Annotated in this window: 17 protein-coding genes; 4 read left to right on the top strand and 13 right to left on the bottom strand. The window is 60.5% G+C overall.

Going from position 1 to position 19,939, the window contains the following annotated elements:
• Positions 1-36 precede the first annotated feature (36 nt).
• From G5S37_RS25345 to G5S37_RS25305, 9 genes are all read right to left on the bottom strand, one after another.
• Positions 37-5,184: a DUF1549 domain-containing protein gene (locus G5S37_RS25345; protein WP_165207872.1), complete on the bottom strand. Its 5,148-nt coding sequence runs from the start codon at positions 5,182-5,184 to the stop codon at positions 37-39.
• Positions 5,185-5,924: 740 nt separating this feature from the next.
• Positions 5,925-7,166 (bottom strand): serine hydrolase domain-containing protein, encoded by a 1,242-nt coding sequence (locus G5S37_RS25340; protein ID WP_165207870.1) that lies wholly within the window; start codon positions 7,164-7,166, stop codon positions 5,925-5,927.
• Positions 7,138-7,638: a VOC family protein gene (locus G5S37_RS25335; protein ID WP_165207868.1), complete on the bottom strand. Its 501-nt coding sequence runs from the start codon at positions 7,636-7,638 to the stop codon at positions 7,138-7,140. Before G5S37_RS25335 ends, G5S37_RS25340 begins: the two co-directional genes overlap by 29 nt.
• 41 nt (positions 7,639-7,679) lie before the next feature.
• The gene (locus G5S37_RS25330; RefSeq protein ID WP_206026138.1) at positions 7,680-8,093 is read right to left on the bottom strand and encodes a DoxX family protein; all 414 of its coding nucleotides are present in this window, start codon (positions 8,091-8,093) and stop codon (positions 7,680-7,682) included.
• A gap of 64 nt (positions 8,094-8,157) precedes the next feature.
• A complete protein-coding gene (locus G5S37_RS25325) occupies positions 8,158-8,682 on the bottom strand; it encodes an SRPBCC domain-containing protein (protein WP_165207864.1) in 525 nt (174 codons plus the stop codon).
• 55 nt (positions 8,683-8,737) lie between these two features.
• Entirely contained in the window at positions 8,738-9,370 is a 633-nt protein-coding gene (locus G5S37_RS25320; protein ID WP_165207862.1) for an SRPBCC family protein, read from the bottom strand.
• Between the two features lie 164 nt (positions 9,371-9,534).
• A complete protein-coding gene (locus tag G5S37_RS25315) occupies positions 9,535-10,488 on the bottom strand; it encodes an SRPBCC family protein (RefSeq protein WP_165207860.1) in 954 nt (317 codons plus the stop codon).
• A 42-nt stretch (positions 10,489-10,530) separates the two neighbouring features.
• Entirely contained in the window at positions 10,531-11,064 is a 534-nt protein-coding gene (locus G5S37_RS25310; protein WP_165207858.1) for an SRPBCC domain-containing protein, read from the bottom strand.
• Entirely contained in the window at positions 11,036-11,482 is a 447-nt protein-coding gene (locus G5S37_RS25305; protein WP_165207856.1) for a metalloregulator ArsR/SmtB family transcription factor, read from the bottom strand. Before G5S37_RS25305 ends, G5S37_RS25310 begins: the two co-directional genes overlap by 29 nt.
• A 501-nt stretch (positions 11,483-11,983) precedes the next feature.
• Here G5S37_RS25305 and G5S37_RS25300 point away from each other — a divergent pair.
• Together G5S37_RS25300 and G5S37_RS25295 are read left to right on the top strand one after the other, a co-directional pair.
• On the top strand, positions 11,984-12,346 hold the full coding sequence (locus tag G5S37_RS25300; RefSeq protein ID WP_165207854.1) for a hypothetical protein: 363 nt from the start codon (positions 11,984-11,986) through the stop codon (positions 12,344-12,346).
• 51 nt (positions 12,347-12,397) lie between these two features.
• On the top strand, positions 12,398-12,844 hold the full coding sequence (locus G5S37_RS25295) for an AraC family transcriptional regulator (RefSeq protein WP_276616990.1): 447 nt from the start codon (positions 12,398-12,400) through the stop codon (positions 12,842-12,844).
• 15 nt (positions 12,845-12,859) lie between these two features.
• On the opposite strand, the gene G5S37_RS25290 is transcribed toward G5S37_RS25295, so the two are convergent.
• The gene (locus tag G5S37_RS25290) at positions 12,860-13,333 is read right to left on the bottom strand and encodes a nuclear transport factor 2 family protein (RefSeq protein ID WP_165207850.1); all 474 of its coding nucleotides are present in this window, start codon (positions 13,331-13,333) and stop codon (positions 12,860-12,862) included.
• Positions 13,334-13,488: 155 nt separating this feature from the next.
• Positions 13,489-14,247, bottom strand: a complete 759-nt coding sequence (locus G5S37_RS25285; protein ID WP_276616989.1) for a response regulator — start codon at positions 14,245-14,247, stop codon at positions 13,489-13,491.
• A gap of 74 nt (positions 14,248-14,321) precedes the next feature.
• Between G5S37_RS25285 and G5S37_RS25280 the strand changes: the two genes are divergently transcribed.
• Positions 14,322-15,125 (top strand): biotin--[acetyl-CoA-carboxylase] ligase, encoded by an 804-nt coding sequence (locus G5S37_RS25280; protein WP_240914709.1) that lies wholly within the window; start codon positions 14,322-14,324, stop codon positions 15,123-15,125.
• 256 nt (positions 15,126-15,381) lie between these two features.
• On the opposite strand, the gene G5S37_RS25275 is transcribed toward G5S37_RS25280, so the two are convergent.
• Positions 15,382-15,753, bottom strand: a complete 372-nt coding sequence (locus G5S37_RS25275; RefSeq protein ID WP_165207844.1) for a hypothetical protein — start codon at positions 15,751-15,753, stop codon at positions 15,382-15,384.
• On the bottom strand, positions 15,750-18,395 hold the full coding sequence (locus tag G5S37_RS25270) for a glycosyltransferase (protein WP_165207842.1): 2,646 nt from the start codon (positions 18,393-18,395) through the stop codon (positions 15,750-15,752). Before G5S37_RS25270 ends, G5S37_RS25275 begins: the two co-directional genes overlap by 4 nt.
• Before the next feature lie 174 nt (positions 18,396-18,569).
• On the opposite strand from G5S37_RS25270, the gene G5S37_RS25265 reads away from it, so the two are divergent.
• The gene (locus G5S37_RS25265) at positions 18,570-19,910 is read left to right on the top strand and encodes a TM2 domain-containing protein (RefSeq protein ID WP_165207840.1); all 1,341 of its coding nucleotides are present in this window, start codon (positions 18,570-18,572) and stop codon (positions 19,908-19,910) included.
• Positions 19,911-19,939: the final 29 nt, after the last annotated feature.

Genomic DNA, 19,939 nt, shown 5'->3' with positions numbered 1-19,939 from the left:
CCTCCTGGATTATTTCGTGTTGAGTTTAATCGATATCTAGTAATTGAACAAGAACGCAGGCGAATTGATGAGCGCCCAAGTAAGGTCCTGTGCCGCGGTGAGGCGACGGTTGGCCATCTGGCTCTTGCTGAGATCGGAGTCACGGCGGAGTTGCACCAGCTTCTGGTCGAGCTCAATGGGCAGCTGTGCGTCGGCGAGCTTCTTCTCCAGATCCACGAGGTTCTGGTCGATGGGCAGTGGCCTTTTGGCTTGGGCCAGCGACTTCTTGGTGTCTTGATAAGGCCGGGTCTGGTTGGCAAACTCGGCAGCCAGCAGGTCCTTTTGTTCCTTGGTGCGTTTGTCCGCGGCGGTATTGAGCGCTGCGATCACCGGTTGCGAAGCGCCGAAGCGCACCGTCTTGCTGGTGGTCGCCAGGATGCGGAAACGACCGATGAGGTACTTGCCGCTGTTCTGGAAGTTCTGCACCAGGTTGAAGGTGAACATCGCCCCGTCTTCGAGTCCGGCGGGTTCCTTGAGCTGCATCGTGAGTTCGTGGCGATAGCCCGTGTCCGGAGAAACGGCCCAGCCCTTGTCGCGATTGCCGGTCTTCAGGATGAGGTCCGGCGCGAAGTCCTTCTGCACAAAGTCTGCCTTCGGGTTCATCAACGTCAGGGCACCTTCACGGCGCTTTGGGCGCTTCTTGTCGATGGCGGTCTGCTGCACGGTGAATTCGCTCAGCACGAAGTTGCCATCGGGTGCGAGGCCGGGGCCGTTGTTCGGCAGGCTGTCATGCGGCAGCAGTTCCAGCTTGAAGGCGGTGATGCCCGTGAGATTGGTCTTGGCGCGCACCTGGTAGTTGCCATTGCGTTGCTGACCTTCGGGGAAACCCGTGGCGAGCAGGGAACCATCCTGCTGCTTGTCCAGCTTCTGCACGCCATCCATGCGTACGACTTCGAGCTCGAGCGGGATCCACTCGGTGCTCACATCCACATAGGGCTCCCAGCGCACCTGCTGATCCGGCAATGTCTTTCCAGCAGCGGCGACGCCGTCTTCCGCTTTCTTGATGGCGGCGACACGGGCGTCTTCCTTCTTCTTGTTTTCCGGAGCGACCTTCACCTTGTAGTCATCCAGTTCCTTCTGGGAGACGGTGATCTTGCCAGCGCGATCTTGTTCCGCCTTGGCAATCACCGGAGCGTTCTTCACTTCGCTCGCGGCCCACTCGGCGGTCAGCGTCTTGTGCTCGGCATCCATGCCGGCCATGCTTTCCAGCGCGGTATCGATCTCCTTGTCACTCGGCAGGCGGTTGAGCACGCGCAGGAAGATTTCCGAGACGAGTTTGCGGTCATCCGTGATCTCCTTGGTCATCTTCGCAATCGCGTTGCTCGGGTCGCTGATGGCATCACCCACAGTGGGACCGCTGATGAGAGCCATCACGGGACCAAGCTGCACGTCATTGCTGCGCTCGCACTCGCACGCGCTCTCACGGGCAGGGCGGCCGAAGTTGTTCAGGAAACCATCGCTGAGCTTTGTCTGCGAATCTGCGAGCTGCGCCGCACGGGTGCCGGGCGAAACGCCAGGGATCTTGCTCACCGCGCCGGTGACTGCGTAGATGCTGTCGTACAACGCTTCCGCGCTCAGGCGGCGGGCCTTGGCGTGGCTGTAGTTGATCTTGTCATCGTAGTTCCACTTGTTGCCGGCCACGCTGAGCTGGTAGGTGCGGGACTTGCAGATGAGCTGCATGAGGTGGCGCGCATTGAAGCCGCTGTTCACGAACTCCTGGGTGAGGTAGGTGAGCAGTTCCGGATTGCTCGGCGGATTGCCGGCGCGGATGTCATCCAGCGGCTCAATCACACCGGTGCCGGTGAGGTAGCCCCAAAGGCGGTTCGCATAGCTCATGGCAAAGTACTGGTTGTCTGCGCTGGTCATCCAGGCAGCCAGCTTCTCACGGCGGGGCGCATCTGGCTTCGTCTCAAACTTGGCAGGGTAGGGGAATTGCGGAGGCGTCTCCTTGTTGGTGCGCAGGTGAGTCACTTCACCCTTGCCTGTGTCGCTCACGATTTCATAGAGCGGCTTCGCGCCCTCCACAGCGGTGCCACCGATGGTCTTGCCACCGCTCTGCGGGTCATTGGCGAGTCCCACCTGCGAGAAGAACGCGGAGGTCTCATAGTACTGGTTCTGGTTCCAGCGCTCGAAGGGATGGTCGTGACACTTGTTGCAGTTGAAGCGCGTGGCCAGGAAGAGGTGCGTGGTGTTCTCCATCGTCTCCTCCGGCGTGCGCAGGATCTTGTAGTAGTTCGCCGCGGGGTTATCCTTGGTGGAGCCCTTCGCCGTCAGGATCGAATACACGAACTTGTCGTAAGGCGTGTTCTCCGCGATCTGCGTGCGAATCCACTCGCGGAAGAGCTTCGCGCCCTCGTCACCGAGGAACTTGCTGTTCACCTGCAGCATGTCCGCCCACTTGTTGCTCCACTGGTCCACGAAGGCCGGGCTGGCAATGAGCTTGTCCACCAGCATCTCACGCTTCACCTTTTGTTCCGCGGGATCCGCGAGGAAGGCGCGCACATCCTCCGAGGAAGGAGGCAAGCCCGTGAGGTCGAGATACACGCGGCGGACGAACTCCGTATCCGAGCACACATCCGAGGGCTGGATCTTCATGCGCTTCCACTTCACGGAAACGAACTCGTCGATCTTGTTGAATTTCGGAGGCTCCACCCAGGCGAAGCCGTTGCGGTCACCCATCACCGTGATGGTGGTGGCGGCATAGGAACCTTCAAAGCGCGCGAGCATGGGCGCTTCACCACGACGAACGGTGGTTATCAGGCCGTGCTTGTCCGCTTCGGCGACTTCCGTGTTGCCGGATTCGATGAACGCCTCCGCAGTCACGTCCTTGGTCACGCCATCCGCATAGGTGGCCATCACGCGCATCTGCTGCTTGGAACCGATGTTCTCGAGCACCGGATTCTTCGGGAAGACCTCGATGCGGGTCACGCGAGGCGAAGCTTCATTGAAGGTGGTGCCATTCTGGATCCACGCCTTGATGGTTTCATAGTACAGCTCGCCGGGCACAGTCACCTGGCCGCCTTCATGCGGCACGGAGCCACTGGCCTTCAGCAGCATTAGGCTGTGAGTGGGAGCGGCGACATTCGCGCGACGGCCCCAGAGTTCCTCGGTGAAGGCGGTCACGTCATACACCGGGTCATAACCACGCAGGGAGAGCTGGAAGCCATTCTTGCCCTCCTTCGAGCCGTGGCAGGTGCCCATATTGCAACCGGCCTTGGAAAGCACCGGCATCACATCGCGCACATAGTCGGGGTTAAAGGCGGTGTTCATTCCCGTGATTTCCACCGGCACTTCCGCCTGGTGGGAACCAATGGCGATGGCCAGCGAGCCTTTGCCATCTTCCTTGGGACGCACGAGGCCACGTGAGGAGATTTCTGTCTTGATGCCCTGCTGGGTGAACTTCACCATGCGGGTCACGTCGGCATAGGTGCCATCGGCCAGCTTGGCGGAGACGAGGATCTGAGAATACTCCGTGGGCTTGGCCAGCTTGATCTGGCGGGGCGTCACTTCAATGGAGGCAATCTTCGCTCCCGGCGCGAGTTCTTCCTTCGCAAGAGCCTTCTCCACATTGCTGCGAGCGATGGCGTCATGTGTGTCCGGCGCGCGGCTGGCGAGGGTGGCGGCATCGGCGAGGGGCACGCTCACGAATTCCTTGGCGATGTTGCCGGTGGCGGCATCGATGAGACGCACCACACCTTCGTCACCAGCCACGGCCACCGTCTTGCCATCCGGGCTGTAGCTCAGGGCATACACGCCACCTTTCTCAAAGGGGATGCTGCGGATGAGCTTCACATCCTTGGTCACCCACTTCTCCACTTCGGGGTTCTTCGCGCTGCCGACCTGCTCCAGGATCTTCTTCAGGTCTGCAGGGATGGTGGAATCGAACTCGGCGCTGTAGAAGTTCACACCACCCTTGCCATGATAGGCGCTCGCGGTGGCGATGACCTTGCCATCGGGCGAGTAGTCACCGGCAAAGATGCGGCCTTCCATCGCAGGGAACTTGCGGATGAGATTCGCGTTGTCACCAATGCGGCGCACGGTCTCGCGGAAGATGCGATAGATCTGCGGCACGCCGTCGGCGCCGCCCACGAGAATCTCGTTCTTCTGCGGATGCCGGGTCACCGTGTGCATGCCGCCCTTGAGCGCGCCGGGGGTGATGCTCGTGATGTTGTCCACGAAGCGCTGGGTCTCCACCTCGGTGAGCTTGGCGCTCATGTCGCGGCTCGCGCCGATGACGTGCTTGCCGTCCTTGTCCCAGGTGGTGTCGAGCACCCAGTCATTGGCTGAACCGCTGAAGGCCACCTGCTTGCCGGTGGCGGCCTCGATGACGCGCAGCGAATTGTCCGCGCCGCCGAAGGAGATGAGCTTGCCATCCGGGCTCCAGTTCGCGCCGTAGAGCGTGTCGAAGGTGATGCTCACGCTCATTTCGAGCTTCTTCTTCGCCACATCCCAGACCTGGATTTCACCCATGCGACCCGGGCTGCCGCCGGCGACGGCGAGCTTCGTGCCATCGGGAGAGAATCGGGCGCTCTGCACGCGCTCGGAGAGACCTACGAGGCGGCCCGCGATGCCGCTGCCGTCTGCGTTGTGCAGCAGCACTTCATGATACCCAGCCACAGCGATGAGCTTGCCATCCGGCGAATAGTCGAGGGAGGTGACGAGCGGCGGACGGGTGTAGATGGGCGGATGCTCCATGTCGTACTCCTGCCGGGCGGAGGCAGGCGTGTCGTCCTTGGCACCTTCGACAACCCAACGCTTGATGAGCGCGATCTGCGTTTCGTGCAGAGGGTCAGCTTTTTGAGGCATCTCCGCCTTGCCCTTGGCATCGGGGGTGATGAGCTTGATGAGATAGCTCTCCTCCGCCTTGCCTGGGGTGATGGCCGGGCTGTTCTCGCCACCCTTCAGCAGGCGCTGGAACTCGGTCATGATGTAGTCGCCCTTCGCCTTGGCGGGCTGGTGACAGCCGTTGCACTGGCCCTGGAAGATGGGCCGGATCTGCTTGTAGTAGCTGACCGGCTTGTTCGGGTCGAACACCTCTTCCTCCTTGGGCTTGGCTGAGAGAGTAGCGCAGCTGCCTGCGATGGCGGAGCCTGCCAGCAGGATCAAGGCGGTGCGTGAAAAGATGGGTGCGTTGCGGATCGACATGGGTGAGCGCATGACGAGGGTAGTGTCGGGGGACGAGGAAAAGAAAAGACAGGGACGGACAGCCGGCGGACATGCACCACTCCGTCACCAAGGGGGGTAACGGCAGAGGAGGACACGTCTTTCCAGCAAGTCCAGTCAGCCAAGAACGCCCCCAGGTTCACCATTCGAACAACCCTGCTCAGATAGTCCATGCCGCTGGGGTAGATGGTGCACGGGGGGTGGATGGGAAAAGCACTCCAAACGTCTCATCAGTGACGTCGATATGGTATCAAGGTGCTCAAGGACTTGTCCCCTACTCCTTCAAGTCCGCTACGGAAGCCGCCGCACCTTTATTTTGTAGGTGCGGATCTTAATGCTGAGCCGCGTAAGATGGGTGGTGCCTCTGAATGGCTGCGGAGATCCGCAGGGCACATGAACGTAAGGGGAGTGATCTAGAAATGGTGCCGAAGGCCTTGGATTGCGCGCAGCCCTGCTGCCGCTTTGCTAAAGTGCAGCCTGCTGCACGCTGCTCCGCGACGAAGTCGCCAAGCTGTGTTGGATGCGTCACCTTGCGAGCGAGTGTCGCCATCGCCACAGTCCCGCGAAGCGGGATGGACTCTAGAAAGCGGCAGCAGGGCTGCGCGCAGTCCAAGGACGCTGCGCGTCACAGTATCTAGATCTGTAGCGTGTGTCACCCTTCTCAAGAAGCGCAGAGCAGGATGCTGCACACGGAGGCAGACGGCTTTTACGGAGCCTGCACCTCACATCGCTTCATACACCCCGTCCCAAAAATCCCGGAACACCGCCGGCGGTTCAGGAGAATCCATGAGTCGCTGGGTGAGGAGGATGCCGATGAGATCGTGTGAGGGATCGTTGTAGGCGGAAGTGCCGAGGCCACCATCCCAGCCGAAGCGTCCCACGCTCTTGGACTCCGGTGTTTGCTTGATGACAACTCCCATGCCGAGACCCCAACTGCTGTGGTCGCCGAAAAACATTTCGTTTCCCTCGCGCTGACGTGGTGTGAGTTGGTCGCTGGTCATCAGGGCCACGGACTTTGGCGTGAGAAGCCGGCCGCCTGTATAGGTGCCGCGATGCAGCAGCATTTGGCAGAAGGCGTGGTAGTCATCTGCCGTCGAGACCAAGCCACCACGGCCTGACTGGAACGCAGGCGCTGTGCTCCAGTGGCCACCCTCGGCAGCATCGAAGACACACAGCCCGCCAGTTTCTTCATCACCGGCATAGGCAGGGGGCAGGCGATGAAGTTTTTCCGGGGGCACATGGAAGGAAGTGTCCTTCATGCCGAGCGGCTCGAAGATGCGCTCGCGAAGGAAAGCCTCGAACCCCATGCCGGAGACACGGGCGATCAGGACGCCCAGCACGTCGAAGGCAAGGTCGTACATCCACGCTTCACCGGGATGGCGCATCAGCGGTACTTCGCCCAGCCGCCGCATCCATTCGTCCGGCGCGGGCACGAGTTGAGGTTCGGGGAAACCCATGAGGAGCCGCTGCTCATTCAGCACCTTGAGGATGGGGCATTCCTCGCAGGCATCCATGAGATGGCCCAAGCCCATGCGCAAGGTGAGCAAGTCACGCAGCGTGATGGCGCGTTTGGCGGGAACGGTATCGTCGAGTGCACCATCCAGCCAGCTCAGTACACGGCGGTTCGTCAGCTCAGGTAGCCAGGGATCCACGGGGTCATCGAGTTCCAGTTCGCCATCTTCCACCAGCAACATCGCCGCGGTGGCGGCGATGGGCTTGGTGAGAGACGCGATGCGGAAAATCGTGTCCCGCTTCATAGGCCGCGTGCCTGCCATGTCTTGGATGCCGTAGACGTCCACGTGCAGCTCGCCATGGCTGCTGATTGCAGTGACGAGACCGGGCAGTCGACCGCTGTCCACATGCGACTGCATTGATGCTCGCAGGCGGTCGAGGCCGGCTTTGGTAAAGGGAGCCGAATCCCTTCTTGTCCGCAGCTCAGGCGGGGATGGTAGGGCGGCCTTCATAGACGCGCTTCAGTTCTTCGATGTCGTACTTCTCCATTTCCAAGACGGCTGTCAGGATGCGCTGGGCCTTCTCGGGATCCGGGTCGCGCATCATGTCATCGACAATGGCCGGGGCGATCTGCCAGGACACGCCGAACTTGTCCACGAGCCACCCGCACTGCTGGTGCTTGCCGCCCTCCGCGAGCTTCTCCCAGAGCTTGTCAATCTCCTCCTGTGTCTCGCATTTTACGTAGATGGACATGCCCTGCTCGAACTTGAAATACGGGCCACCATTCACGGCCCAGAAATCCACGCCACACAGCTCGAAGAGGATTCCCAGCACGCTGCCTTCCGGACCGTGCTGGTCTTTCCCATAGTGGAGCACATGCTTGATCCCCGAGTTTTCAAAGAGCGAGGTGTAGAGCGCCACGGCTTCCTCTGCCTGATTGTTGTAGCAGAGGTGCGTGGTGAACTTTTGGAATTTCGCAGCCATGGTGTGATGGGGTGGGATGTATTGGGATGGCGCACGCACCATCACGCCTTGCTCGTGAAGGGCAGCAGCGCGCGCAGGCGGGCATCACGCAGCCAGAGACCGAGCCACAGAAACACGCCGAGAAGCACCGGTATGAACCAGAAGGAAATTCCTTGTAGCTTCAGCACGTGCGAGGAAACCGCGCCGCCAAGGTAGGCTGCGAGCAGGATGGCTCCCAACACCGCGGTGCGGGGAATCAGATAGAGCACGGTACAGGCGAGTTCCGTGATGCCGAGGGGAATGGCAAGCTGCATGGGGAAGCCGTTCTTGTTCATCTCCTCGATGACCTCCGGGGTAGGATTGAGTTTCATGTAGGCACTGAAGATGAGAAGCAGACAGGGCAGGACGCTGAGGACCCATCCGATCCAGTACATGGCTTTCGGGGTGGAGGGGGAGGCAGAATCAGGCGCGTTCATAGGGTGGCAGTTGTTGGGCTTGGGCTGGGTGTTTGTTGTGGGAGTGAATGGGGTGGGTAAATGATCACGCGTGCGCGAGGTTCTCTGCGAGGCAGTCCAGGGTCATGGCCCAGAACTCGTGGGCGCCTTCACGACCACGTTCGAAGCCTTCCGCTTCGGCCTCATTCGCCTTGGACACGGCTTGTTGCAGCGTGATGCATGTGCCTTCTTGATGCAGAGCAAAGGTCACATGCACCAAGGTCTCGCGCGGCCAGTCCGGCAGGTCGGGATGATGCGCAAGCTGGCGGGCTTCGTTCACAAAGGTGTTGGTGAAGACAAGGCGCTCGGGCTCGGACACTTCCTGATATATTCCTTTGCACCGGTAGTCCGTGCCATCCGGTGAACGCATGCAATAATAAAAAACACCGCCGGGGCGCAGGTCGATTTCGCACTCAGGCGTGCACAGGCCTCCCGCGGACCACCAGTGCATGAGTTGCTCCGGTTGGGTCCATGCCTCGAACACCATGTCCGGGGATGCAGGGATCACACGGGAAACAATGACGGGGCGAATGGCCAGTGCCGTACTGAGGGAGGCTCGCTTGCTGCTCATGGCTGGATGGGGCGGGGGGATTGGGGGAGTCCGCTCTCACGGACGCTGAAGCACGTTATGAATTCGGGGCAGGGCTGGGTGCCGGTGCCGGTGCACTTTCAGGAGCCGGAGCAGTCGTTGCCGCAGGAGCAGATGCCGCTTCCTTCTCCGCAATGGCCTTGATGGAGCTGAGGCCTTCTTCGAAGTCTCCGCCGACCATCTTGTCCATGTCCATGAACAGGCACATCACCTTGCCCACGATGTTATTTTTGCCGGCCATGATCCAGGTGACCTTGGTTTTGCCGTCCTCGGGGACCAGGATGAAGCTGGCTGTGTTGGTTGCCTCGAAAGGTTTGAGAAACACCAGCGTGCATTCCATCTTCTCACTCGGACGGCTGTCCGTGATGGTGAGCTTGCCTTCGCTGGTTTCCTTGTCGCCCACCCAGGAGTACGATGCCCCCGTTCCGGATTCCGGACCGGCATAGGTTACTTTCGTGCCCGGGTCACGCTTGATCCAGGGGGACCACGCCTGCCATTTCTTGAGGGTATTCACCTGGTCAAAGACCACCGGAGCAGGAGCGGCGATGGTGGCGGAGCGGCTGATCTGGAATTCGTCCGCTTTCGTAGAAGCGACAGCGACAAGGATGCCGAGACCCAAGAACGCAATGGCGAAGAGGGAAAGCAGGATGAGGAGCAGTTTCTTGATCATAGGACGAGTAGTAGAGTTGCGTGTGGAGGTGTGGTTTCGGTGTGTGTCTTCACCTCCATGACGAATGGTGCCCGCCTGAAAGGACACTCGCAGCAAAAATTCTTTGCTTGCGTTCGCGCCTCCCCCCTCCGGGGAGGCGTGAATAATGACGCAAATCCAATGCCTCAGCCCAGTGTGGCCAGGTAGGCGTCCAGACGCGAGAGGGTCTGTTTGCCACCCTCGACGGCGCCGAACTTCACACTGGCCTCGCGCTGCTCTGCCGTGGCCATGACAAGGCGCATGGTGAGGCGGGTGCCGCCGTCCTCTTCAGCAAAGGTCACCGTCACGTGGAAGGCCTCGGGATCATTGTCCTTGTCGTGTCCGTGCAGGTACACGAGTCGCTCCGGGCGTGATATTTCCTCATACACCACGCGGTTGTCATAGTCCGTGCCATCCGGTCCGTGCATGATGTACTGCCACATGCCGCCGGGGCGGAAGTCCATCTGGTGCGTGGTGAGCGTGAACCCATTGGGACCATACCAGCGCGCCACATGCTCCGGCTTCGACCATGCTTCGAACACCAAATCTCGTGGTGCCTTGAAGAAACGTGTGTTGATGAGTTCTCGATTCGCCTCTGCCGGCACGGAGACCTTGGCGCGAGCGACCTGCGAGCCCAGGCGCACGAGGCTTTGGCGCCAGCCTTCCTCCATGCCGGTGAGATAGGCGTCCGCTTCGGGTTTCTTCCAGAGGATGCGTGCCTCAATGTGCAGGGTGGTCTTGCCGCTGTTCTCGGTGAAGGTCACCGTGGTCAGCTCTTCGAAGATGATTTCGCCCTTGTCATCCAGCGGCGTGCAGGTGAACGACAGGCGCTCGGGCTCCGTGATCTCCTTGAACACCCCGGTCATGGGATACACGGTGCCGCCCGGGCTGCGCATGTCGATTTTCAGAGTGCCGCCCAGGCGTACGTCCATGTCACACACCGGATTGGTGAAGTCATCGGGACCCCACCAGGCGGCCATATGCACCGGGTCAGTCCATACCTTCCACACGAGCGCGCGTGGTGCATCAAAGGTGCGGGTGAAGGTAAGTGACGGTAGGGATTCACTGCCGTCGGTGGAGGATGATTTTGCGAGGCTCATGTTGTTGCGTTCGGTGGATGTCAGGCGTGAAGGGCTTTTTTCTCAGGCGATGCTCGCCAGGTATTCCTCGAGCTGGTCCCAGGTGCCGCTGTAGCCTTGATTGAGTGAGGCGCGGTTGGTGTCGAAGGTCTGCACTTCCTCGGCCGTCGCGTTGATCGGCGTTGCGTGAAGCGTGAGCTGCGTCTTGCCGTTCTCCTCGGTGAGCGTGACTTCGTTCAGGATCTCAAGGGGCCAGTTATCATCAAAGGGAGGCCGTGTGATGCCGCCCTCCGCATCGGAAAAGGAATTCACCCAGACAATTCTTTGCGGTGGGGTGACTTCCCGGAAGGCAAAGCGGCACCACATATCGTCACCACCACCAGGAAAACTCATGGTGTAGTGGAAGATACCGCCGGGACGCAGATCCAGTTGGTGCACCTTGATGGTGCATCCCTTGGGCCCCCACCACTGGGCGAGACGCTCCGGCTCGGTCCACGCCTTCCACACAAGGTCACGTGGAGCATTCAGGGTGCGGGTGATGACGAATGGCTGCACTGCGGCAGCGGCTTCAGCGGTGGTGCTTTTTTCCTGATTCATGGGATGGCTCCTCCTTTTTCTTGGAGGTGGATGAAGGTTGAGCGTGCGCGTCGGAACTGGATTGCTCGTGAGCTTTGGTCTGGCTCTGGCTCTGGGTTTGGGCCTGCAGCTCCTGCAGGTACTCGTCGAGTCGGTCGAGCCGCTCCTCCCAGAGCTCGCGGTAGCGCTCCAGCCAGTCGACTGCCTCCTTGAGAGGTTTGGCCTTCAGGCGGCAGGGGCGTTTCTGAGCATCCCGGGAACGGGCGATGAGTCCGCTGCGCTCCAGCACCTTGAGGTGCTTGGTGATGGCCGGGGGAGTCATGTCGAACGGCTGGGCGAGTTCCTTCACCGAGGCTTCGCCGGACGCCAGCCGAGCGAGGATGGCACGGCGCGTGGGGTCAGCGAGAGCGGCAAAGGTGTTGCTGAGGCGGTCGGACATCGAGATTAACCAATAAGTTAATTAACTGATGAGTTAATTACATGGGCGCGCTGAGTTGTCAACTCACATGGCCATGCCCCTTCGAGAGATGGCTCCTTCAAACTCTTCCAACCTCAATCCACTCGGGGGAGTGCCTGGGCATTCACTGGACGGACAACCTGCTGATACAGAGATGTAAAAGGCGATTAGGAAAGTGGGCCATGCCGACGCATCTGCGGCTCCAAGACCTCGACTACTTCCCTCACCATGGCCCGTGGATATTCTGCAGAAACCGACCCACTCCGGTTGAAGGCAATCAGGGTCTCGGTCTCGATGTATCCCTCAGCATCCACAAACACCACGCAGAAAGAGTTTAATACGACCCTGTATGTCTTCAATATGAGTGACTTTTTAGGCCCCATGAAAGTTGCAATTGCTTTCGATTGCACTTGTGTCCAGCACAATAATGCTGCGATCATCCCATAAAGTCCATCCCCGCCTAAGGAGGGCACTCGTACCCGCATGAAAATGATCCGTGTAGGGCATTTGCGAACATCGGCCGTGATGAACGGTCACAAGGTCGTCGTTGAGGAATATGGGGATTGGCTCCCCGAATCTCAGATAGCCGCCTTCAGGTCGGGCTATACGCATGCGGATCCGCCTTCCGGTTCCCCAGAGCAGCCCGTCACCTCACTGGTTTGGGTGGCCACCGTGGAGACGGTGGACGGCACCATCTATGAGGCACCGAATCCGAACGTGGCGCGGGAATGGCATCAGCAGCTCCTCGGTGCGGATGCTGGAACGATCCCTGAATTGCCAGCCGACGGCCCGGGAGCCTTTCAGAAAAAGGACATGATCGTGGAAAAGTGGCCCGGGAGCGAGTGAGGAGTGATTGCGAGTAAATTGACATGCAAGGCAAATGGCGCATGCTTCCGGATGTCCAACCGGCAACCGCCGCACGTCCCTCCAGCGCAACGGGTCGCTGAACTCATTGAGTCCAGCCTTGAAAATCCGCCGAGTCTGAAGTCACTGGCCTCTGACGTCAGCATGACGCCATTCCAGTTGAGCCGGCTTTTCCGGAGGTATCATCGCGAGACCATCCCGGGTTACATCCGCAGACTGCGCATGGCGCGTGCCGCCTCGATGCTGCTCAAGTCGAACATGATGATTGGCCAGATCTCGTCTGCGGTGGGATATCAGAGCTTGGGAGCCTTTGTGCGCGGGTTTACCCGTGAAATTGGCAAGACCCCCAGCTTGTATCGCCGGGAAATGCGGGCCAACCGCGAGAACTCCAACTCCAGTGGAGTCCTCGGACTGGTGGCAGCCTGGCTCCACGAACTCTTCGTGCCGCTGTCCGACGCGGCGGCCAAGTTCTGCTGCTAAGCGAGTTCCGGCTTTCTACAGCTCCTTTACGAAGGCGGCCTGAGCCGTTTGCGGGTTGAAGGGCACGGACACGTGTTCGTGCACCACCTTCCAGCTGTCATTCTTCCGCTGGAAGCAGAGGGTCACGCGCACCCATCCACACGTCGCAGCTTCATTGTTTTTCCGATTCGTCAGGCGCTGCAGGCATGAGGCGAAGGCGACGTTCCCTTCAGCCGTGATTTGAAGTTCCCGCACTTCCGAGCCCAGGGCTTCAGGCAGGAAGGGCATCATGTTCTCCCAGGTGCGCCGGTAGGCCGTCGCGCCCTGGTGTTCATAGGGCGGTACTGCGTCAAAAAAGCGCACGGCAGGATCGTAGTGTTGGATCAGGCGATCCAGGTCTTTTGCCGTCAGCGCGTTGCGCCAGTCATCCATCAGGCTTTGGATTTCCGTCACGGCACTGCTGCTGGACGAGGAGGGGGAGGGCGAGAGCTCGGTTTCAAAGGTGGCCATGGCGAAGCGGAGGTGGGTTGGAGATGGTTGAATCCACGCAGCACTAGGGGGATTCGCAGGTAAGACGAATGGACGCCGTCTCCCGGGACATCGGGGCAGCATTTATCCTGCGAAATTTGCCGAGGGCTCTTCGATAGAGCGGCAAGGCAGCCCTATCAGGCTGCCTGCGGATACCTGGCCATTTGCGGCTGGCGATGCCAGGCGAGGGCCGCCTGACTTGCCACCTCAAAGAGATCGTGGACCCGGACCAGCTGGGTGAGATGCGCGGTGGCATCCCCCCACTTCAGCCCGGTTGCCAGCTGTCTCAGGGCCGGAGCCATCTGCACGTACCCATGCTGCGTGGCAAATCTCACCAAGGCATCCGCCATGTCGGAAAGCTCGCCGCCGGAGAGTTCGGCCAGTTGGGTGCGCATGGTCAGCAGGGTGAGCCGTGCTTCCTTGATGGATTTGGCCAGACAGTTTTCGTCACGGCCGCGCATCCCATCCTCGATCTGTTTGAGGTCAAGGAGGCGTTCCGCGGGACCTTCCTTCCAGCAATGTCCCTGGGTCAGCAGCTGGATCAGATACTTTTTCAGCGTACTCATGGAGTACGGCTTGCTGACGAAGCCATCCATGCCCACCGCCCGGCAGAGGGCGTAGGTGTCATCCGGATTTTCTCCGGTGAACGCGATGATGCGAGGCCGCACTGCCTGCGTATTCCACTGATGGAGCAGGTAGCTGGCTGCAGCGACTCCCCCGAGCTCTGGCATCTGCAGATCCATCAGAATAAAGTCGAAGGTCTCGCGTTCAGCCAGTCGAAGGGCTTCGTGTCCTGTGGAAGCGAAGCGAGATTCGCCTCCGAGGAGCATTACTGCGTTTGCCATAAGCCTTTGTTGGGCTGGCATGTCGTCGGCGATCAGGAATCGAACTGGCATCGAGGAAAGTACGGGACTTTGGAGGAGATGTTTGTGCCTTGCAAGACGTGGAAGAGCTATACATCATTAGTTGAATGTCTCTTCAGGCCTCATTTATTTCCTTAGATGGACGTCGTCTGGCATCGGCTTTGGCAGGGCAAGTCGTTGGCGGTGAGGTGCAAGTGCATGAAGAAGTGGGGTCCACCAGCGATCTTGCAAGGGAGCTGGGGGCAGCAGGTTACGCGCACGGGGTGGTAATTTTTGCCGAATGCCAGACCTCCGGCCGGGGTCGCCGCGAGAACCGCTGGTCGGCACCCCCAGGGCAGGACCTTCTCTGCTCCATCCTTTTGCGCCCCAGTGTGCGCATGGAGCATTGGGCACGGCTGACCACCATGGCGGCCCTCGGTATTTGCAGGGCTATCGAGATAACCACGGCGCTTCGCCCGGAGATCAAGTGGCCCAACGATGTCTTCATCCAGGACAAGAAGTGCGCCGGAATTTTGGCGGAGACTTTCACCGGCGAAGGTGGTGCCTACATGGTGCTGGGCATTGGACTGAACATAAACACGGATAGCTATCCGCCTGAGCTGCGCGACATCGCCACCTCCCTGCGTCTTGCCAACGGGGATGGACGTCTGTTGGATCGCAATCTTGTGGCCATCGCCCTGCTGAAACAGATCGATCGCCTGCTGCCCTTATGGGAGCACGGCTATGGATCGGTGATCGATGAAGTGCGCCGCCGCAGTCGCCTGCTGGGGCATGTGGTGAAAGCGCGCGTGGAAGGCCGTGAAGTGGAAGGCATGGCTAGCGACCTCACGGAGGAAGGGCATCTGCTGCTGACGCTAGCGGATGGCAGCGCGCTCACACTTACGAGTGCGGAGCAGGTGAGGATGACGTAGTAGCAACGGGGAAGCCGAGGGAGACGCGAAGCGTCCTTGGACTGCGGCAGCCTGCTGCCGCTTTGAAGAGTCCGCAGCCTGCTGCGGCGATGGCGACAATCGCTATTTTTGGGGGGGGGGAAGTGCCGGGAAACATTTGGCGACTTCGTCGCGGTAGTTCGCGCAGCAGGCTGCGCTGAGGTAAAGCGGCAGCAGGCTGCACGCATTCCAAGGCCTTCGGCAGCTTCTAACTAACCAGGAATCGTTACTTCCCCGTCTAAAACTTCTTCTCCGAGACAATGCGGTCCTTGTCGTAGACGCGCTCTTGATAGGGCTCTCCGGACTCTTTCCATTCCATGTTCCGGCCCGTGCGTTCGCCGTTCACCCATTCGGTTTCCGCATAGGGTTTGCCGTTCGCATACCACTCCTTCACCGTGCCGTGGAAGACACCGTCCTTGATGGGGAACTCGGACTTGAGTTTGCCATCCGGGTGGAAGTCGCGCGAGATGCCGGTGAAGGGCTTCTTGGTGTCCGGATCACTGAGCAGATTGTTCACCATCTTCAGCTTCGCGTAGTCCACCTCCTTGGGCTTTGAGCAGGAGGTGAGCATCATCAGAACCGTCAGGGTGGCGAGGAGGAGCTGCTTCATGGTTTGTTGAGATACATTTCCCCAGACTGTCCCGCCGCGGCAAGGGCGCGTCCTTCATGCAGTTGCTTTGGGGACATTTCCTTCTGAGCATCGTTCTTGATCAGTCCACAGGCTTCTGCGGCAGAGTAGATCAGCTCACGTGTCGCATGCCGGGCCTGCACGCTGAGATGCGCGCGCCAGCACGCCAGGACGAGGAACAGCACCGCAAAAAGCCACGCGTGCCGGAAGTTCAGAAAGTGGCTGGCGGGTCCGGCGCACGCCACCAGCAACAGCATGCGATCCAGCCACCATAGACTGGGCAATCCATAGGCAATGCGCGTGAGACGCCGGCCTTCCTCATGATACTCCGTCACTGTCGTCAATCCCACCCGGCTTCCCTGTGGCGAGACCAGGACCGCATCACAGGAACTTTGGTCCCCCGTTTCCTGCCACGCCAGGTTTTGCTCGACGGACATACGGCGCATCGCCCGCAGGAGTTCTTCGCGACCGACACCGTCTTCGCTCCAGAACGCTTCATGTTTCCAGTGCTTTTGCGGTGAGGAGGGGCGCTGGGAAAAATGCTGCGCGGGCCATGTGGTGGTACCCGAGGGCAGGGCATGCAGCTTCACCATGCCCTTCAGGCGTCCCCAGTCCCGGATGATGGGTTGGAGCAGGCACAGCATCCACAGGAGCATGTGGCTCTTCCATGGCGAGGCCGCTTGTGCGGGCGGTGGCTGCAGTCGTGCCCGGCGCCAGGCCGCGTAGAGCGTGAGCAAGGGCATGACCAAGCCTGGGATCAGCGCCGCCATGGAGCCCAGCAACAGGGTGGACAAGACGCCAGCTGCCAGCGCGACCATCGAGAGCACCAGCCACGGCAGCCCCATCACCCAATCCCATCCGCTGGCAGAACTGTTGGCGTAGAGCGTTTGGAAGAGCGCATTGCCGAAGCGGCCAAACCGGATCAGCGCGCCCGTCCTCAGCGAGGGCGCATTGTCATGGCCATAGATCGCACCACGCCAGCGCGCGCCACCCAGCCAGGCAAAGCGATGCGGATAGCGGCGCACCAGCATCGCTTCGGCATGGCCATAGCCGCGCTGCTGCCGCAGGTAGGCGGACACACTGAAGCGTCGATGGTGCCACACGAGCGCGGCTGGTACGAAACGCAGCTTGCCTCCATGCGATTGCAGCCGCCAGCACACATCCACATCATCGCCGGCGGTGGTGAACTCGGTGCGGAAGCCGCCGATGGCATGCAGGGCGGATTTGCGAATGACGAGATTGCATCCGGGCAAGTGCTCAGCCTCTTCGTCATTGAGCAGCACATGTGCCGGCGCACCGGGCGCCACGGCAACACAGGCCTCTGTGAGGTTGCGCGGAGGTGGAGGGAGATTGGGACCACCCGCCGCGGCGACCTGCGGATCTTCAAACGCATGGCAGGCGTACACCAGCCAGTCCTCGTCCGGGATGCAGTCGTCATCCGTGTACGCCAGCAGTGTTCCCGTCGCCTCCGTCATGCCCAGGTTCCTCGCGGCACTCAGGCCCGCGTGATCCTGCCGCACATAGCGCACATGCGCGTAGCGCTTCGCGATTTCCGGGGTGGTATCCGTGGAGCCGTCGTCGATGACCAGCACCTCGTAGTTGGGATGCGTCTGCTTCGCGAGCGCCTGCAGGCATGAGGCGAGCGTGGCGGAACCATTGCGCGTGCAGACAACCACCGAGACGCGTTCTTTTGCGACCGCGCCGCGGAGGGAATCCACTGTCAGTGGTCGTCTCAAGGACAGCTCACTTGCTGCTTCCTTTTCGCGTCGTTCCCGCGTCACCAGGCCAAAGTCCCAGCCGGTCACTTCCTCTCCTCCACGGTGCCATTCATCGGTGTAGCTGAACCAGAAATTCCCCCCGACACCGGCATCACGGCAAATCTTCTCCTGCCAAAGCAGGGCCTCCGCTTGGGCCGCTTCCCCGTGGGAAGCAGTGTCCAATCCAAACTCGGAGACGATGAGCGGCCGACCTGCCGCGAGATTCATCAAATGCTGGACGTGTCTGCGGAAGGCGGCGGGGCGTTCCAGGAAGACATTCACCGCCAGGAAGTCCGCATTGCGCGGCACCAGGTACTCCGTGGAGGGATAGCTGGCATACCCCACGAGGGTCTCCGGAGCATGAGCCCGGGCCTCGGTGATCAGCTTTTCAATGAAGTGCAGCACGCGCTCCGGCCCCATCCAGCGCACGAGTGTCTTTTCGATTTCATTGCCCACGAGAATGCCCACCACTTCCGGGTGCGCGGCCAGACGTCGGGCTTCCCGGCCAATGCGCTCGATGGCATCCGCGGCTGCCCAGCCATCCCTGAAAAAGTCGACATGCTGGGTCCACGGCACTCCAGCTATCACGCGCAGCCCGTGTTCCCGGCAGCAATCCAGGAGCAAATTTGAGGGCGACTCGTATACGCGCACCGTGTTGAACCCCAGACTCGCGATGTGCGCGATGTCCTTGCGCAGTTGCGCATCCTCAGGCCAGGGGAGTCCGGCGTTGTTCGGCTTGAAGGGGCCATACGTTACCCCGCGCATCATCACCTTCCGGCCTCGGCCATCGCGCAGCCATGGGCCCTCGACATGCCAACGCCCTTCCGCGGCTGCAGCGGAGGAGGGGAGGGCGTTTCGGTCAGACATGCTGCAGGGCTTCTGTGTGAGCGAGGAGAGTGCTCAAGATCATAGACGTATCGCAGGGGGCGTCCATTCGGGAAATGGACGTGTCTGAATTTTTGCTGGCGTCTTTTTCTCCTTTTCCCTGCCCGTCATGTGTTCCGGCTTGCCAAGTTTAGCCGATGTTTCAACATCGGAACCATGACGGACGAGCTCATTGCCTATGAAATGGCGGGACAAAGGCGATGCATTCATGTGCCGCTTGGGTTCAAGCACATTGTAGGCAGCTCGGGGGAAAGCCACATCCCGATCAATGGTGAAGGCGTGCCGGAGGTGATTTTCGCGTTTGTCCGGGATGAGCCGGGGCACATCCAGCTTTTGAATGCGGATGACGAGATCCTGCAGGAAACCTCCCTCCCGCTGGAGCTCGACATCCTTGGCATGAGCCTCATGTTTTATGAGCCGCAGGATCTCCTTGGCGGGGCCTTTCCTGAGGATGCGGAAGCGCCCGGCATGCTGGAGTTTCATGTGGATGGAGATCGACGCGCTTTTCCGGCGGTGCCCGGGAGCATTTTCATCGCGGGCACGGCTCCCGATGTGGATGTGATCCTGTCCGACGGACCCAACTATGCCTATGCCATCCGTTGGGATGGAAAAGAGACCCTGCACGTGGCTTCTCTGGATGACAGTGAAGGCGGGTCCTGGCAGGGCGATGGTGGTCCCTGGGGGCAGGAGATCGAGGCCCGCCTACCAGTGACTCTGCAAATGGGAGAGCAGTATGGGGTGCTGGCCCTGCCGGATGGAAACATGTTCGAGGCGGCTCCGGGCAATATCATCGTGTCGGATTCGGATCCCATGGACCAACCCGGCACGGACGAGACACAGACCTGGTACCGCGGTGCACTGCCCAGCTTCGCAAAATCTCCCGGCGTGCCTGCGGAAGACACCTCGCTCGACCACCTGCAAACGATCCGCCGCGACGAACCTTCCTACAAGCCGAAGAAGCCGCCGGTCGGTCCTTCGCCATCACAACTGGATCCACCCATCACGGTGCAGAGTTTTCCCGGCCACCAGCGGACCGGAGGTGGCTACACCATCGCGACCACACCCCAACAGGGGAATGCCAGTGACAAGCAGCAGTATGTTGCCTTCCTCCTGAGCTTGCTTCTCGGGTTTTTCGGTGCCGACCGTTTTTATCTCGGCCAGACGGTCATGGGCGTGATCAAGCTCCTGACCTTCGGGGGCTTCTTCATCTGGTACATCGTGGATCTCTACCTGATTGGCATGGGGCTCCTGCGCGACTCCGAAGGGCGGCCTCTTTTCCGACAGCAGGCAGGCAAGTCGGACAAGAGTCAGGGCACGGCCTTTGTCTTTGCCGCGTTGCTCGGCAGCTTCGGCGCGGACCACTTCTACCTCGGCAATCCCGGCACCGGTGTGCTCAAGCTGCTGACCTGCGGAGGCCTGGGACTCTGGACACTCTACGACATGATGATCACCGGCATGGGTTACCGCAGGGACAGCCACGGATTGCTGCTGCATTGAGTGGTGTGGTGCATTCTCCTGGCGTGCGC

The organism is Roseimicrobium sp. ORNL1, from assembly GCF_011044495.1.
GTDB lineage: Bacteria > Verrucomicrobiota > Verrucomicrobiia > Verrucomicrobiales > Verrucomicrobiaceae > Roseimicrobium.
This window is presented reverse-complemented; position numbering and strand designations above follow the sequence as displayed.

Bases quoted from the DNA above. Each gene is read 5' to 3' on its own strand.
- G5S37_RS25345 (WP_165207872.1), bottom strand. From the start codon at position 5,184: ATGTCGATCCGCAACGCACCCATCTTTTCACGCACCGCCTTGATCCTG.
- G5S37_RS25340 (WP_165207870.1), bottom strand. From the start codon at position 7,166: ATGAAGGCCGCCCTACCATCCCCGCCTGAGCTGCGGACAAGAAGGGAT.
- G5S37_RS25335 (WP_165207868.1), bottom strand. From the start codon at position 7,638: ATGGCTGCGAAATTCCAAAAGTTCACCACGCACCTCTGCTACAACAAT.
- G5S37_RS25330 (WP_206026138.1), bottom strand. From the start codon at position 8,093: ATGAACGCGCCTGATTCTGCCTCCCCCTCCACCCCGAAAGCCATGTAC.
- G5S37_RS25325 (WP_165207864.1), bottom strand. From the start codon at position 8,682: ATGAGCAGCAAGCGAGCCTCCCTCAGTACGGCACTGGCCATTCGCCCC.
- G5S37_RS25320 (WP_165207862.1), bottom strand. From the start codon at position 9,370: ATGATCAAGAAACTGCTCCTCATCCTGCTTTCCCTCTTCGCCATTGCG.
- G5S37_RS25315 (WP_165207860.1), bottom strand. From the start codon at position 10,488: ATGAGCCTCGCAAAATCATCCTCCACCGACGGCAGTGAATCCCTACCG.
- G5S37_RS25310 (WP_165207858.1), bottom strand. From the start codon at position 11,064: ATGAATCAGGAAAAAAGCACCACCGCTGAAGCCGCTGCCGCAGTGCAG.
- G5S37_RS25305 (WP_165207856.1), bottom strand. From the start codon at position 11,482: ATGTCCGACCGCCTCAGCAACACCTTTGCCGCTCTCGCTGACCCCACG.
- G5S37_RS25300 (WP_165207854.1), top strand. From the start codon at position 11,984: ATGAAAATGATCCGTGTAGGGCATTTGCGAACATCGGCCGTGATGAAC.
- G5S37_RS25295 (WP_276616990.1), top strand. From the start codon at position 12,398: ATGTCCAACCGGCAACCGCCGCACGTCCCTCCAGCGCAACGGGTCGCT.
- G5S37_RS25290 (WP_165207850.1), bottom strand. From the start codon at position 13,333: ATGGCCACCTTTGAAACCGAGCTCTCGCCCTCCCCCTCCTCGTCCAGC.
- G5S37_RS25285 (WP_276616989.1), bottom strand. From the start codon at position 14,247: ATGCCAGTTCGATTCCTGATCGCCGACGACATGCCAGCCCAACAAAGG.
- G5S37_RS25280 (WP_240914709.1), top strand. From the start codon at position 14,322: ATGTCTCTTCAGGCCTCATTTATTTCCTTAGATGGACGTCGTCTGGCA.
- G5S37_RS25275 (WP_165207844.1), bottom strand. From the start codon at position 15,753: ATGAAGCAGCTCCTCCTCGCCACCCTGACGGTTCTGATGATGCTCACC.
- G5S37_RS25270 (WP_165207842.1), bottom strand. From the start codon at position 18,395: ATGTCTGACCGAAACGCCCTCCCCTCCTCCGCTGCAGCCGCGGAAGGG.
- G5S37_RS25265 (WP_165207840.1), top strand. From the start codon at position 18,570: ATGACGGACGAGCTCATTGCCTATGAAATGGCGGGACAAAGGCGATGC.